13 protein-coding genes are annotated in these 15,583 nt (G+C 38.5%); 3 read left to right on the plus strand and 10 right to left on the minus strand.

Annotated features, from left to right (window positions below; genetic code table 11):
• Positions 1-36 precede the first annotated feature (36 nt).
• Both dnaE and MHH88_RS16540 read right to left on the minus strand, forming a co-directional pair.
• Positions 37-3,099 carry a DNA polymerase III subunit alpha gene (dnaE, locus tag MHH88_RS16535; protein ID WP_339259478.1) on the minus strand — a complete coding sequence of 1,021 codons (3,063 nt, stop codon included), beginning with the start codon at positions 3,097-3,099 and terminating at the stop codon, positions 37-39.
• A 40-nt stretch (positions 3,100-3,139) separates the two neighbouring features.
• Positions 3,140-4,087 carry a bifunctional oligoribonuclease/PAP phosphatase NrnA gene (locus tag MHH88_RS16540; protein WP_339259480.1) on the minus strand — a complete coding sequence of 316 codons (948 nt, stop codon included), beginning with the start codon at positions 4,085-4,087 and terminating at the stop codon, positions 3,140-3,142.
• A 90-nt stretch (positions 4,088-4,177) separates the two neighbouring features.
• Here MHH88_RS16540 and MHH88_RS16545 point away from each other — a divergent pair, with 90 nt between their 5' ends.
• Positions 4,178-4,483 (plus strand): YtpI family protein, encoded by a 306-nt coding sequence (locus tag MHH88_RS16545; RefSeq protein WP_024363796.1) that lies wholly within the window; start codon positions 4,178-4,180, stop codon positions 4,481-4,483.
• An 85-nt stretch (positions 4,484-4,568) separates the two neighbouring features.
• On the opposite strand, the gene MHH88_RS16550 is transcribed toward MHH88_RS16545, so the two are convergent.
• Positions 4,569-5,876 carry a DRTGG domain-containing protein gene (locus MHH88_RS16550; protein ID WP_339259483.1) on the minus strand — a complete coding sequence of 436 codons (1,308 nt, stop codon included), beginning with the start codon at positions 5,874-5,876 and terminating at the stop codon, positions 4,569-4,571.
• A 152-nt stretch (positions 5,877-6,028) separates the two neighbouring features.
• Positions 6,029-6,712 (minus strand): metal-dependent hydrolase, encoded by a 684-nt coding sequence (locus MHH88_RS16555; protein ID WP_339259485.1) that lies wholly within the window; start codon positions 6,710-6,712, stop codon positions 6,029-6,031.
• A gap of 304 nt (positions 6,713-7,016) precedes the next feature.
• Here MHH88_RS16555 and MHH88_RS16560 point away from each other — a divergent pair, with 304 nt between their 5' ends.
• Complete coding sequence (locus MHH88_RS16560; RefSeq protein ID WP_339263105.1) at positions 7,017-8,105, plus strand: Xaa-Pro peptidase family protein; 1,089 nt, start codon at positions 7,017-7,019, stop codon at positions 8,103-8,105.
• 383 nt (positions 8,106-8,488) lie between these two features.
• On the opposite strand, the gene ald is transcribed toward MHH88_RS16560, so the two are convergent.
• Positions 8,489-9,604: an alanine dehydrogenase gene (gene ald, locus MHH88_RS16565; protein ID WP_103976081.1), complete on the minus strand. Its 1,116-nt coding sequence runs from the start codon at positions 9,602-9,604 to the stop codon at positions 8,489-8,491.
• A gap of 298 nt (positions 9,605-9,902) precedes the next feature.
• On the opposite strand from ald, the gene MHH88_RS16570 reads away from it, so the two are divergent.
• The gene (locus MHH88_RS16570; RefSeq protein WP_024363791.1) at positions 9,903-10,352 is read left to right on the plus strand and encodes a universal stress protein; all 450 of its coding nucleotides are present in this window, start codon (positions 9,903-9,905) and stop codon (positions 10,350-10,352) included.
• Between the two features lie 48 nt (positions 10,353-10,400).
• Here the strand turns inward: MHH88_RS16570 and MHH88_RS16575 are convergent, their stop codons facing one another.
• The 5 genes from MHH88_RS16575 to MHH88_RS16595 all read right to left on the minus strand — a co-directional run bounded on the left by MHH88_RS16575 (position 10,401) and on the right by MHH88_RS16595 (position 15,570).
• Positions 10,401-11,330, minus strand: coding sequence for a class I SAM-dependent methyltransferase (locus MHH88_RS16575; RefSeq protein WP_339259488.1), 930 nt, complete (start codon positions 11,328-11,330; stop codon positions 10,401-10,403).
• A gap of 88 nt (positions 11,331-11,418) precedes the next feature.
• The gene (tpx, locus tag MHH88_RS16580) at positions 11,419-11,922 is read right to left on the minus strand and encodes a thiol peroxidase (RefSeq protein ID WP_024363789.1); all 504 of its coding nucleotides are present in this window, start codon (positions 11,920-11,922) and stop codon (positions 11,419-11,421) included.
• Between the two features lie 240 nt (positions 11,923-12,162).
• A complete protein-coding gene (locus MHH88_RS16585; RefSeq protein WP_339259490.1) occupies positions 12,163-12,771 on the minus strand; it encodes an RDD family protein in 609 nt (202 codons plus the stop codon).
• A 12-nt stretch (positions 12,772-12,783) separates the two neighbouring features.
• Complete coding sequence (gene sppA, locus MHH88_RS16590) at positions 12,784-13,797, minus strand: signal peptide peptidase SppA (RefSeq protein WP_339259492.1); 1,014 nt, start codon at positions 13,795-13,797, stop codon at positions 12,784-12,786.
• A 186-nt stretch (positions 13,798-13,983) separates the two neighbouring features.
• Positions 13,984-15,570, minus strand: a complete 1,587-nt coding sequence (locus tag MHH88_RS16595; RefSeq protein ID WP_339263106.1) for an acyl--CoA ligase — start codon at positions 15,568-15,570, stop codon at positions 13,984-13,986.
• Positions 15,571-15,583: the final 13 nt, after the last annotated feature.

Here is a 15,583-nt window from a genome sequence, read left to right on the forward strand (position 1 = left end):
TAGAATTCTATGCAGTTTCTAAATTCTTGTTTAATTTCATAATTTTTCAGTCGATTGTGCATGTTTTACTTTCACTTGTGGTTTCCCAAAACGTTTTTCCAGCGTGCCCTCAATATATAGGAACCCATCTTCCAACAATATTTCCTGTACGAGTTGAAATACTTGCGGGAATAATGTCACAGATACTGTACCAAACTCATCTTGGAGTTGGACAAAAGCCATCTGCTCTCCTTTTTTCGTTCTGATTTTTTTTACTTCGTCAATCAGACCAATCATTTTGACATACATTCCCTCACGTGCATGCTTCAGTTCTGCACATGTAATATTCACATCTGCCCAGTAATTTCTTACTTCTGAAACAGGATGAGCTGATATATAAAAGCCTAGACTTTCTTTTTCATGCTGGAGTTTTTCCTTCTGGGACATCGCTTCTGCTTGCATATACTTCGGTTTCCCAAAAGTAAAGGCAGTTGCCGTTTCAATATCTACATCTTCTGTTGGGCGCAACAGTTCTGCATGCATTAGCGCTGCCTCTAAAGTAGCTATGAGCACCGCACGATCTTTTCCTAGATAATCAAGCACACCTGCATAAACTAAAGTTTCCATTACTTTCGGTTTGAAATGTTGTGCACTTAAAGCGACTGCCAAATCAAATAAATTATGAAAAGCTTCTGGATTTGTTTTGCGCACTGCCACTATCTTCTCTATAAACGTATGTGGCACACCTTTAACGCCGGATAAACTAAAGCGAATTCCATCCTTTTCAACTAAAAAGAATTTTGTACTGTGCAACAGCGAAGGTGGATAAAATGTAATTCCTTTATCTTTCGCTTCCGCTACTAGTTGCTGAATTTTTTCCGCATTTCCCGTTGCATTCGTTAATAATGCAGCATAAAAACTTTGCGGATAATGCGCCTTTAAATACGCCATTTGATATGAGATGACACTATAGGCAACAGCATGACTTTTTGGGAAGCCGTAGTCTGCAAAGCGGACAATTAGCGCATAGACATCTTCTGCAATATGTCGATCAAACCCTTGGTTCAATGCCCCATTGACAAAGGCAGCTCGTTGCTCGTCTAAAATATCACGATTTTTCTTACTCACCGCCCGACGCAATAAATCCGCCTGCCCCATTGTAAAACCTGCCATCGTTGCTGCAATGTGCATAATTTGCTCCTGATAAACAATAACACCAAATGTTTCGCGTAAAATAGGTTCCAGTAACGGATGGGGCATCGACACTTGTTCCTTGCCTGCTTTTCTTCTAGCGTACACAGGGATAAAGTCCATTGGTCCCGGACGGTAAAGTGCATTGACAGCTACAATATCTGAAAAATGGCTTGGATGAATATCACGTAATGCTTGTTTCATCCCTTCTGATTCTAGCTGAAAAATACCAACTGTATCACCCTTTTGAAGCAATTGGAACGTCAGCTCGTCATGCATTGGAATAAGGTCAAATTCTATCCATGGTCCCCCAGCTTTATAAATAGACCAACGTACTTGCTCTAAAATTGTTAAATTGCGCAACCCTAAAAAGTCCATCTTTACAAGCCCACGCGCCTCCACATCACCCATTGGCCACTGCGTAATATACACACCATCATGTCCATCTTCAATTGGAATTGTATTCACTAAAGGTGTCGGTGCTAACACAACACCCGCCGCATGGGTAGAGGAATTTCGCGGCAAGCCTTCTAGTTTTAATGCCACTTCATACCAACGTTGATGATATTCATTTTCCGCTAACCAAGTTTGAAAATTTGGTGATTCTGCAACTGCTCTTTGTAAAGTCATCCCTGGTTTATTGGGTATCATTTTCGATATTTTTTCCATCACTTCAGCCTCAAACCCAAACACACGCGCCACATCTCTCGCCACTGCTTTTGCAGACAAAGTACCAAAAGTAATAATTTGTGCGACATTAGCCTTGCCATATTTTTGTACGACGTATTGAATGACTTGATGTCGTTTACTGTCCACAAAGTCAATATCAATATCAGGCAATGTAACACGCTCAGGATTTAAAAAGCGTTCAAATAATAAACCATAGGCGAGTGGGTCGACCTGTGTTATAGCGAGACTAAAAGCAACGAGAGAACTTGCGGAAGATCCACGACCTGGTCCAGTTAAAATACGCTGTTCTTTGGCAAAATGCATAAAATCTGCAACAATTAAAAAATAATCAGCATAGCCCATTGAACAGATGATTTCAAGCTCATATTGTAGTCGCTCTCGATAAACTTCAGGTAGCTCAGACACTTTCAAACGTGCAGCTAACCCTAAAAATGCCTTTTTGACAAGCAAGTTTTCGGCTGTTTCCCCCTCTTGTACAGGAAATGTAGGCATTTGAACATGTGTTTCTGGAATTTTTGCTACACAGCTAGCCAGCATGCTGGCACTTGCTTCAAGCCATTCTAAACGATCTCCAAACCAACCTTTCCACTGTTCCTCTGTTGGTACAAAATAGTTTTCTAAATGCGCTGTAAGCATCGTGTTTTGAAGCTTTTCCCCTGTATCGATTGCTCTGGCCACTTCATAAGCAAAATGGTCTTCTGGTCGTAAAAAATAGCAGCGCTGCGTGGCTACAATGGCAATATTTTCAGCTTCACACCACTGCGAAATCATCGCTTCATTGTCTGTTATTATTCCTCCTGGTCTTGCAATCCCTGCATATAGACGTTTTCCAAACACTTGCTGTAGCGCACTTGTCATTGCTTGCCACTCTGCACTATCGGCTATATCAATCGTTGACAGTAATGCTATACATCCTGCCGCATAGCCTTCAAGCCATTTCCAAGGCAATACCTCGTCTTGTCGAATAGAAACAGCACTACTAATCTTTAGTAGATGCTGATAACCTTCCTGTGTTTGCGCATACAGCACAAGCGGAATTGTTTTTTCATCCCACTGCACCTTTATTGTAAGCCCTATTACCGCATGGATATTTGCTTGCTGCATCGCTTGACAAAAAGGCAAAAGCCCGTACAATTTCGAATTGACAATTGCACAGGCCTGCGTATTTTGCTCTTGTAAAAAAGGGATCAATTGTTCAAGCCGAATCGTGCTTTGCAATAAATCCGCGCTCGTATGCATTTGTGTATATACATGTGTCAAAAGAATCCCCGCCTTTCAATTACGAATGATATGATTGACAAATTTCTTGTAAACGTGCCGTGACAAGCTCTGCTTCTTGCCATGAATAGGCAGTTGCCCCTGAAGCAAGAGGATGTCCCCCACCATTAAATTCCTTTGCCAATGTGTTAATAATCGGACCTTTAGAACGGAGACGAACTCGAATTTGGTCTTCCTCTTCTATGAATATAACCCAAGCACAAATTCCCTTTACACTGCCTAAACAACCGACTAATAGAGATGCCTCTGACGGCACAACGTTAAAGTCAGCAAGTAATTCCTTTGTCAGTTTAACATACGCCGCTCCATGTTCATCCATTATGAAGTTTTGATAAATATAACCTTGTAAAGTTAATAATTTTTGTTCCATTTCATACATCCCATCGAAAATTTGATTTCGATCAAAATGATATGTAATGAGTTCTGCTGCCACTCTAAATGTTTTTACAGTCGTACTTGGGAACTGGAAACGCCCAGTATCTCCTACAATTCCAGCAAATAATAATCTAGCAGAGGCATCCGATAGTCGCCAATCCAATGTTTCTTTACCTGTTTCAAAAAGCTCATAAATCATTTCACTGCACGAACTTGCTGTTGTATCTACCCACAATAAATCGCCGTATTGGTCGTCATTCGGATGATGATCAATTTTTACAACCATCTTACCTTTTGTATAGCGTTGATCGTCAATACGCTCCGTATTCGCTGTATCTGTCACAATAACTAAAGCATTTTCGTAAACAGCATCCGCAATTTGATCGGGCTCTGCTAAAAACGATAAAGACGTATCATGCTGGCCTACAGCGTACACTTTTTTATCGGGATAATTGGCTAAAATCAATTCTTTTAACCCTAATTGTGATCCGTACGCATCCGGATCAGGACGCACATGGCGATGTATAACGATTGTCTCATATGCAGCAATTGTGTCGATGATTTGTCTTTTCAAAATGATTTCCCCCAAAATGATAGTAATAACCGTTAGCATTTTTCTTCAATAATCGTTACAATAATGTCTAGTTATGCTAGGAGGTTTACTATGCTCAATTTAATTTTTGTCTTCGCAATTATCATATCATTTGTCTTTTATTTTTATTTTAAAACAAAACAGTTCCGTTCTCCATTACCTATTGCTAAAAATTGGTACAAAAGTAAGGCGAATATAGGCTTTGGTTCCTTTATACTTGCATTTTCTTTGAACCAAGCTTACTTATTCCCTGGAATGTTTACATTTATCATTGTAGCAATTCTTGTGATATTAGGCATCTTTGTTATTGTAGAAAATATTAAAAAAGCTCGCCACTATGGTCAATTTGTGGATGAAGAATATCGTATCAACCGTTAATTCCTAAATGTCTGGCACATATTATTGAACATAACGATTAAAGGGATGACCTAGTATTTGCACTAGGCCATCCCTTTTTGTGTAATCAGCGCTCCAATAGCTGGAACATCATCATCGCCTTACCGACAAGCATCTGCTCATTAAATACTTCGAAGTCCATCTTAACAAACTTCCGACTCATATCTAATATGCGAGGTTTAACAGTAAGTGTGCTCTCCATTTGAACAGGCTTAATGAAATAAATCGTCATGTTTTCTGCCACTGCATCGCCACGTTTTCGACGCTTTAATGCAAATGATCCAACTTCGGCTAGTAAAGTTGTAAATGCTCCGTAAGAAATAGCCCCATATTGGTTTGTCATTTGCGGTGTCACTTTAAACTCAACGATTAAATCTTCATCACCTAGCACTTTCATCTCATTTTTTACTAAATCATCAATTGTTTCACCATGTTGAGGCTGTCTTTGTGCCAGTTGCAATGCCTTAAGCACATCTTGACGACTAATAACCCCTTGTAGAACATTATCGTCATTGACAATCGGCAGTAAATCGATTCCTTCCCAAATCATGCGGTGTCCTGCAGACGCGACGCTCATTTTCATTGAACCAGCAATTGGATTTTTCGTCATAACCTTTTCAATCAGCTCGTCCTCTTCCCTACCAATAACGTCTTTAACAGTAACCATTCCGACCAATTTATTGTTGGCAGTTACTACTGGGAATGCACCATGTGTTGTACGCTCATTCAACTTGTGGAAATGATGGATCGTTTCATCATTGCGTAACACCGATGTCTCAACCATTGGTACATAGATATCCTCAATAAATAAAATATCTTTTTTAATTAACTGGTCATAAATAGCACGGTTAATCATCGTGGCAACGGTAAAAGTATCATAGCTAGTAGAAATAATCGGTAAATCCAGTGCATCGGCAAGTTGCTTATTGTCATCTGTTGTGTCAAAGCCACCGGTAATTAATACAGCAGCACCTGCACGTAGCGCATTTTCGTGCGCTTTTATACGGTTTCCGACGATAAGTAAGCTACCAGCATCTGTATAACGCATCATATCTTCTAATTGCATCGCACCGATTACAAATTTTGTTAATGTTTTATGTAGACCTGTTTTACCACCTAACACTTGGCCATCTACAATATTAACAATTTCTGCAAATGTTAACCGTTCGATGTTTTCTTTCTTTTTCTTCTCAATACGAATTGTTCCGACACGCTCAATAGAACTTACTAACCGACGATTTTCCGCTTCTTTGATGGCGCGGTAAGCCGTTCCCTCACTAACTTGCATCTCTTTTGCAATTTGTCGTACTGAAATTTTATCGCCCACGGGTAGTGACTCGATGTATTGTAAAATCTTCTCATGTTTTGTTGACAAAATATCACCTATTTCTCAAGCAATGAATTCTGTTCTTAGTGTACCATATTTTTTGAGAAAATATTGAGTATAAAGGTGTAAAATGTTTAACGCTTCCTATTATTTCAACTACGCACGTGGTGTCAATTATTATAGTACAGCACCGTAAATGATTAGGAACAGTTTACTTTTTCACCAGCTTTTAAAATTTGAACCTCTGCATTTTGCACTAAATTTGCAAAAATTTGCGGATCCTGCTCAATTGGAGGGAATGTATTATAATGTATCGGTACAACAATTTTTGGTTTTAAAAATTCTACAGCACATGCAGCATCTTCAGGGCCCATCGTAAAGTTATCTCCAATTGGTATAAAGGCTATATCAATCGGATGACGTTCACCAATTAATTTCATATCGCTAAATAGCGCTGTATCCCCCGCATGATAAATCGTTAATCCCTCGATAAATAATAGCACGCCGGCAGGCATTCCCATGTAAATGATTTCATTGTCTTCTGTTATATAAGAGGAGCCGTGGAAAGCCTGTGTAAACTTCACCTTCCCAAAATCGAACTGTTTTGCTCCACCAATATGCATTGGATGCGCTTTCACACCCTGCCATGAAATCCAGTTTGCTAATTCATTTGGTGCAATAACAAGCGCATCCTTTTTCTTAGCAAGTTCCACCGTATCACCTACATGATCATTATGCCCATGTGTAAGTAAAATAATATCCGGTGCCTCATCTGTAACCTTCAAATCGGTTTGGCTATTTCCATTAATGAAAGGGTCAATTAAAATTGTATGATCATTTGTCTGAATTTTAACGACAGAATGACCATGATAACTAATTTGCATAAAAACGTTCCTCCCAACACGCATAATATTTGCTCCATCTTTTAATTCGCTATCCATGCGCTTTTTCCCTTTTTTTGATATGCTTGTACAGGATATGAAAAGTGCTATAGTGCTAGCTTTTCCTTTGACATGTACATGCCGAGAAAAGAAACGTCGTGCTAAATCATTTTTTGTTATAACCGCGCTGCGGGTGCTCCAAATAAACGTAAGCATTGCATTGCTACCTAATGAAGCCACTTGAAAGATGATGTTGTAAACTAACATCAGTAAAAAACTAGATGCAATTATGAGGAGGAAATGGATGATGTCAAAAGTACAAGAAATCCAAAACTATTTACAAAAAAATCAAATTGATGCCGCATTCGTAACGACTCCCGATAATGTCTATTACGTATCAGGTTTTAAAAGTAATCCCCACGAACGATTACTAGGTGTGATGATTTTTAAAGAAGCACAACCTTTTTTAATTTGTCCACAAATGGAAATTCCAGATGCGCAAGCTGCCGGCTGGTCATATGAAGTAATCGGTCATCAAGATACAGATAATGCTATGGATATTCTTGCACAAGCGATTAAGAAGCGCAACGTAAATCCATCAACATTTGCGATTGAAAAAGCACAGCTTATCGTAGAACGTTTAGAAGCTTTACAACAATCATTTCCACAAGCTCAATTCGTACGCCTTGATGAAAAAATTAATGCCATGCGTGTGATTAAAGATGAAAATGAGTTAAATAAGCTACGCAAAGCGGCTCAACTTGCCGATTATGCGATTGAAGTAGGTTGTAAAGAAATTGCTGAAGGTAAAACTGAAATGGAGATTTTAACTGCTATTGAAAATGCTATTCAAGAAAAAGGCTGTAAAATGTCCTTTGAAACAATGGTATTAAGTGGACCAAAATCGGCTTCACCACATGGTAAACCTGGTTCACGTAAAATCGAAAAAGGCGATATGGTGTTGTTTGATTTAGGGGTAATTTACGATGGTTATTGCTCTGATATTACACGTACAGTAGCTTTCGGTGAACCATCTGCTCCACAAAAGGCAATCTATCATGCTGTATTAGCAGCTAATACTAATGCCATTGCAGCTGTAAAGCCTGGCGTACGTGCAATGGATTTAGATAAAATTGCGCGCGATACTATTACAGACGCAGGATTTGGTGAATATTTCACACATCGACTTGGCCATGGGCTTGGCATTTCCGTTCATGAATTCCCATCTATTACAGGAACAAATGACATGATGATGGAAGAAGGCATGGTATTTACAATCGAACCTGGTGTTTACAAATCTGATGTGACAGGAGTTCGTATTGAAGATGATGTCGTGGTTACAAAAGATGGTGTGGAAGTATTAACAAAATTCCCTAAAGACTTAATCGTACTGTAAGACAAGGTATTTTACGATGTAGAGGATAACTCAGTTTCTATGGATTCTTTTCCACAGTGACAAAAGAGAAAAAGTGTTAGATTGACTAAAGTCAATCTAACACTTTTTCTCTATCGTTGTTGTCCGCTATGGCGGGACTTTCCGCGGGGACACTGTAAGCCACATCGCGGAATGCCCACGTCTGATATAGTGGAGCAGGAGTCACCGCCTACACTACCAACAACTAGTGCTATCTTCTAATTTTTTATTTATTGTAAATAGAAAATGCTGATCCACTTATTTAAAATGGACACTGCTATCCTTCTTTTGACATTTTACGGTTCAGATGTATCCATACGTAACGAATAGCTACCGCAAGATATATTTATTTTAGTTATGCATTATTATTGTATTAATTCATCCACATTCACATATGGCAAGCCTTGTGCTTCTGCTACCGCTTTATAAGTAATATGCCCCTCTAATGCATTCACACCTTTTTTCAATGCAGGATTATCAATACATGCTTGCTTATAGCCTTTATTGGCAATTTGCAATGCATACGGGATTGTATTATTTGTTAAAGCAATCGTTGAAGTACGTGGCACTGCACCTGGCATATTGGCAACAGCATAGTGGACGACCCCATGCTTAACATACGTTGGATCATCATGTGTTGTAACACGATCAGATGTCGCAAAAATTCCACCTTGGTCAATGGCAATATCCACAACAACAGAACCTGGTTGCATTGATTGAATCATTTCTTCCGAAACTAACTTTGGTGCCTTTGCTCCAGGAATTAGAACAGCACCGACAACTAAATCAGAGTGTTTCACAGATTCTGCAATATTATATGGGTTAGACATTAATGTTTGAACATCGCGGCCAAACATATCTTCTAATTGACGTAGACGTTCTGGACTTAAATCAATAACTGTTACATCTGCTCCCATACCAACTGCAATTTTCGCAGCGTTTGTTCCGGCGATTCCGCCACCAATTACTGTTACTTTACCGCGTTGTACACCTGATACACCACCTAGTAAAATCCCTTTACCACCGTGATTTTTCTCTAAATATTGCGCACCAATTTGAGTTGCCATTTTACCAGCTACTTCACTCATTGGTGTTAATAAAGGTAATGAACCATTGCCAAGTTGAACCGTTTCATAGGCAATACCTACAACTTTTTTCTCTATTAATGCCTGCGTTAATTCACGCTCTGGCGCTAAGTGCAAGTAGGTAAATAAGATTTGTCCCTCATAAAAGTAATCGTATTCCGATGCTACGGGTTCTTTTACTTTTAAGATCATTTCTTGAGCCCATGCTTCTTTTGCCGACGCAACGATATGTGCACCTGCTGCTACGTAATCTGCATCTGTAAAACTTGAACCGATACCAGCTCCTGTTTCAATATACACTTCGTGCCCAGCATGCGTTAAGGAGACAACCCCTGCTGGTGTCATTGCTACGCGATTTTCGTTGTTTTTAATTTCCTTTGGAATACCAATCTTCATATTTCCAATCCCCTTTCATAACCTATAAACTAAGCAATATTCATCAAAATACGATTCATCGTAAATGATGCACCCCTTGCATTTCCATCTTACCAAACATGTGCAAAAAATGCTTTAATTAAAGCAAACACTAATTAAATTTACAATATTTATAAAATATCAAATAGTTAGATTATTAAAGAGATAAGAGGCATTGTACAGTAAATGCCTTCACTTTTTCACAAATTTTCTTCGGAAAGTATTTCCTTTAGAAAATCATTTGATATAATATCATTATACAAATAGGGAGGTAATACAAATGGCTAATCATTATAAAAGCATTGTAGTTGCAGTAGACGGTTCTAAAGAGGCAGAGTACGCTTTTCGTAAATCAATCGACGTTGCTAAACGTAACGAAGGTGCGGTTTTAAACCTAGTAAATGTTATTGATACGCGTTCATTCGCTGCTATTGAAGCATATGACCGTTCAATTGCAGAGCGTGCACAAGCTTTCTCTGAAGAATTATTAAATGGTTACAAAAAACAAGCTGAAGAAGAAGGCTTAACAAACGTAAACCTTGTAATCGAGTATGGATCTCCTAAAAATATTATTACAAAAGAGCTTTCTAAAATCGTTGATGCAGATTTAATTATCTGTGGCGCTACTGGTTTAAATGCAGTAGAACGCTTCCTAATCGGTTCAGTATCTGAAGCAATCGTACGTTCTGCAAATTGCGACGTACTTGTTATCCGTACACCAGAAGCTTAATCGCAATACATAAAAAGGTATCCAAAATTGGATACCTTTTTTATTATTTTATTTTCCTTCTTGCCACATCTTCACTTTCTCAAAAAACATCGCAAGCGCTTGTTTATTTTGCATATTTGGTACTTTCGCCAATAATACTTCTTTCGGGGCTTTAAAAGCTTCCCCTTGCTTTTGTAAAATCACAATACTTTTTTCTAGTGCTTTATTGGCAAACATTGTATCTGGCAATTGAATAATCGCTTGAATCCAAGCATGCTTTTGGATGTACTTATGCAGTTGCTTCGACTGTTCCGATTCAAAAAGATGTGTTGGCGCTAAGAAAAATAAATAGCCTCCGTCTTTCGTATAATTGATAGATTGCTCAATAAATAAATGATGAGCATAGCTCATGCCTTCAGAAGCACAAAGCTCATAATCTAGTGCTACTTCCTCATTCGGATAGTATCCGACTGGTAAATCACAAACAATCGCATCTACAGGATCCACCAATAAGTCTTGCAACGCATCTTGGCGATATAAAGAAACTGGTTGCTCTGTTAAATCTGCTGTTGCTGCAGCTAATTGGATAAGTAACTCATCTACCTCCACACCTGATGCTTCTAATTTTCCATCAAGTAAATTCATAACTGTTAACAATAAATTACCTGTTCCCACTGCTGGATCCATGATTGTCAGCTTTTCTTTCTTTAATCGATCCGCAAAAATTTGTTCAACAAAATAACCAACTAATAGACCAAGCGTATCTGGTGTCATTTGATGATTTGGCTGGGAACCTTTACGCATCCCTTTTAAAATCGCAATTTGAATAGATTTACGCACATCTTCTTTCGTTGCTCCTTGTTGGGAGAAATCTACTTCTCCATCAAGCCATGCCTCTAGTCCATCAAGCACACCTTCAAGCAATGTCGCATCTTGCTCTTTTTCTATTTTTTCTGCATGCTCATTCAGCATCCCAAATAGTTTTTCAATTTTTTCCATACATAACTTCCTTTCACGCAGAAAAGAGCCGTGACAAAACCTGTCACAGCCCTTTTGTCTAGTATTATCTTAGCCTAAAAGAAGCAAATTATGCTAGTGCTTTCACTGCTGCAATTGCTGCTTCATAGTTTGGATGATCTGTAGCCTCAGGTACATACTCGACATAAGTCACTTTGCCAGTTGCATCTACCACAAAAACGGCGCGTGCTAGAAGGCGTAATTCTTTAATATATACGCCATATGCTTCACCAAATGACAGGTCACGATGATCTGAAACTGTTTGAACAGCATCAATTCCTGCAGCTCCGCACCAACGTTTTTGAGCAAATGGCAGGTCAACTGATACTGTATAAATTACTACATCATCGCCTAAATTTGCAGCTTCCTCATTAAAACGGCGCGTTTGTGCATCACATACACCTGTATCTAATGATGGGACTACGCTAAACAAGCGAATTTTACCTTCTGAATCTTTTAAAGAAACAGGTGATAAATCATTTGCTAATACTGTGAAATCTGGTGCTTGGTCTCCAACCTTTACTTCATTACCTATTAGTGTTACTGGACCCTTTTTAAATGTAATTTGTGCCATGTTAACGCCTCCTAATCATCATATGTACATAATCTTACTAAATGTAGGGAAATAATTGCAACTAGGACAGCTTATCTTCATGCAATTATTGTGATGGCTTGTCAGCTACCACTCCTATTTACAATGTTCATAAACATTTTTGAAGATAATTACCAAAAAAAATGTTAGATGACTGTAATCATCTAACACTTTACATATTAAAAATTTAAAAGTCACTTAAAGTTGTGTTTTACCTGTTGATCATTCCTCAGGTTTTTCCTCCAGCTTTTCAGGTTCTTTAGCGGTTTCCTGAATAGTTGCTGGCGTTTGTACCGTTGCTTGCACAGTCTCTTTTGCTATATACACTTTTTCATGAACAACCGTAGTCTCAGCAAAGTAATCATGTATACCTTGATTGTCCGGTAAAATAGCAACTAAAATATACAGCGGCGTAAAGATATTACTGATTAAGCGACCAATCCATTCTCTGAACAGCACATCTGACCATTGTAGTTTATCCTGTTTCAGCGATACAACGCGTAACCCCAATGCCATTTTCCCTAAAGTTTGCCCGAAAAATTTCGTCATCAAGACAAAGTAACAATAATAAAGAACAGCTGAAATAATTGAGATAGGTGCATACCACACCGATTCTGATAATGACCAGTCCATTAAGTAAAATATTGGATTAACAGCAATTCCTATAATAGCAGAAATAACTAATCCATCTAGGACAAATGCCCAAAAACGTACCCAAAATCCTGCTGTCTTCAATTGATAGTTTGTCATCACTGTAGGCGTCACTGTTTTATCTAGTAATTCTTGGCTTATCGAGGGTACCCCTTGCAAAACGAAATCATTGTTTGTCATGGTATGCCCTCCTTAGTATTCACCATATAAATACATCATTTTTGGTGCCTTATATTCCGTCATAATTTTCATCAACATTTTTTCTTCAGCCGAAGGACCAAATAGTGAACCAACTTTCATGCCAATTAATGACGGTAAGCCTCCTTGATTATACGAGTATTCGAAAAGAACAGCATCCTCTAATCCAAAATCTTGTCGTAAAGCTGCAATTGCCGCTTGCTCATCGCCTATTTCGTCAATTAAGCCTGCTTCAAGTGCCTTTGTACCACCAAGAATTCGACCATCGGCTACCTTTTTGACATCCGCTTCAGACATATTTCGTCCTTTTTCAACTATATCAACGAACTCTTCATAAGATTCATTAATCATATCTTGCATCATAGCACGTTCTTCTGCAGTAATTTCACGCGTAGGGCTTAGCATATCTTTATGTTGCCCTGATTTAAACGTTTCAAATTTCACACCAACTTTTTCGGCTAATTCCTGATAATTAATAGATTGCATAATGACACCAATAGAACCTGTTATTGTATCACGATGTGCATAAATTTTATCTGCTGGTGCTGAAATGTAGTAACCACCCGACGCTGCCATTGAATCCATCGACACGTAGATAGGAATTTGACGCTCTTCTTTAATTTCTAACAATTTCTTATAAATTTCTGCCGATTCCTTTACTCCACCACCTGGAGTATTCACACTTAGTACAATCCCCTGTACTGTATCATCAGCTAAAATATTATCCAATTGATTTAAGAAAAACTGGTGATCGTAAGAAACGGATTGCCATAATGTATTCGATCCAACATCTTGAATCGTCCCATCCACTTTCAAATATGCGATACGTTTAGTTTGATCTTCACCTTCAATAATCGTTTCGTATACATCTAAATTTTTGCCAGCCATCACGCTATCAAAATTACTAAAGAAATCTGATTTAAAAATCGCCATAATTGTGTTAAGTCCTAATGAAAACACTAATAATACAGCTGCAACTGCTAAGGCTATCCACCTTTTTGTATTCATATAATCGCCTCCTCTTCACGTTATACGTCTAAATGTCCAAAACGTTTCACTTTTAAGTGATTTTTATGTAAAAGTTTTTCTCACATTTATTATTTTGCCATAAACGAAATAGGGATGTACAAAAAAATCAAAAGTTCATCATAAAGCATGAACTTTGATTTTTCGACATTATTTCCTAGGAAATAATTATTGGTGTGTGTAATAGGCTTTTTCTTGTTGTCGTAATTCGACACGACGGATTTTTCCAGATGCAGTCTTTGGTAATGCTTCAACAAATTCAATTGCCCGTGGATATTTATAAGGTGCTGTCATCAGCTTCACATGGTTTTGTAGCTTTTGAATAAGCGTATCATCACCTGTTACTCCTTCACGCAAGACGATAAAGGCTTTCACTATATTTCCTCTTACTTCATCAGGGCTTGCCACAACAGCAGCTTCTTTAACAGTAGGGTGCTTCATTAAGGCATCTTCCACTTCAAATGGCCCAATTGTATAGCCTGACGAAATAATGACATCATCACCACGTCCCTCAAACCAAAAATAGCCATCTGCATCTTTATATGCTCGGTCACCGGTAATATACCAATCTCCACGGAATTGCATGCTAGTGCGTTCTGGGTCTTTGAAATACTTTTTAAACAGTGCAGGTGTTTGACGATGGACAGCAATATCTCCAACAACGCCAACCGCAACAGGATTTCCAAAATCATCAATAATTTCTACTGTATTGCCTGGTGTCGGTTTACCCATAGAGCCGACGCGAGCATCCATGCCAACCAGTGTCCCAACAAGCAATGTATTTTCTGTTTGGCCATAGCCATCACGCACTTGAATATTAAACGTTTTTGAAAACACTTTAACAACTTCACTATTTAACGGTTCACCCGCTGATACAGCTTGACGGATGGCACTTAAATTATAGTCCTGTAAATTGTTAAGTGCGGCCATAAAGCGATATTCTGTTGGGGTACAACATAACACATTTACTTTAAATTTTTCTAGCAATGACAAGTAAGTAGAAGCATCAAATTTTCCTTTATAGACAAATGCTGTTGCTCCGCTACCTAACGTTGCTAGGAACGGACTCCAAATCCACTTTTGCCAACCAGGTGCAGCAGTAGCCCAAACTATATCATTTTCTTGTACGCCTAACCAATTCGGTGCTGTCGTACGTAAATGCGCATAACCCCAGCTATGTGTATGAACAGCTGCCTTAGGATTCCCTGTTGTTCCACTTGTATAAGCTAAAAAGGCATTATCTGTACTTTTTGTCGGTGTAGGGTTTAGATAATTTGTAGGATGCTCCTTCATTTTTTCAAGCAATGGTTGCCATGGTGCATGTGCGTGACCAATAACGAATTGCATAATTCCTTTTAAATTTGTTACGTCGTCAAATTGCTCAATATATGGCTCATAGGCGATAATACCTTTGGCATCGGCATGTGTAATACGATATTCAATATCCTTTGTACGTAACATTTCAGAGCTAGGGATAATAGTTAAACCCGCTTTCAGTGCCGCAATGTAAACAATATAAGCTTCGACAGATCTTGGAACCATCACTAATAGCACATCGCCCTTCGTTAATCCCTGCGAAGTAAATACATGGGCAGCCTGATTCGCCTTTTCCAGTAAATTTGCGTATGTAATATATTGAATTTCTTCGTTGTCATTATAAACAATTAATGCATTTTTAGATGGATCTTGAGCATACTTTTCAATTTCCTCCACAATGTTATACCATTCTGGTGCAATTAAATCCTGTCTTTTCATCATAACTTCCTCC

This window comes from Lysinibacillus sp. FSL K6-3209, assembly GCF_037976175.1.
Lineage (GTDB): Bacteria > Bacillota > Bacilli > Bacillales_A > Planococcaceae > Lysinibacillus > Lysinibacillus sphaericus_D.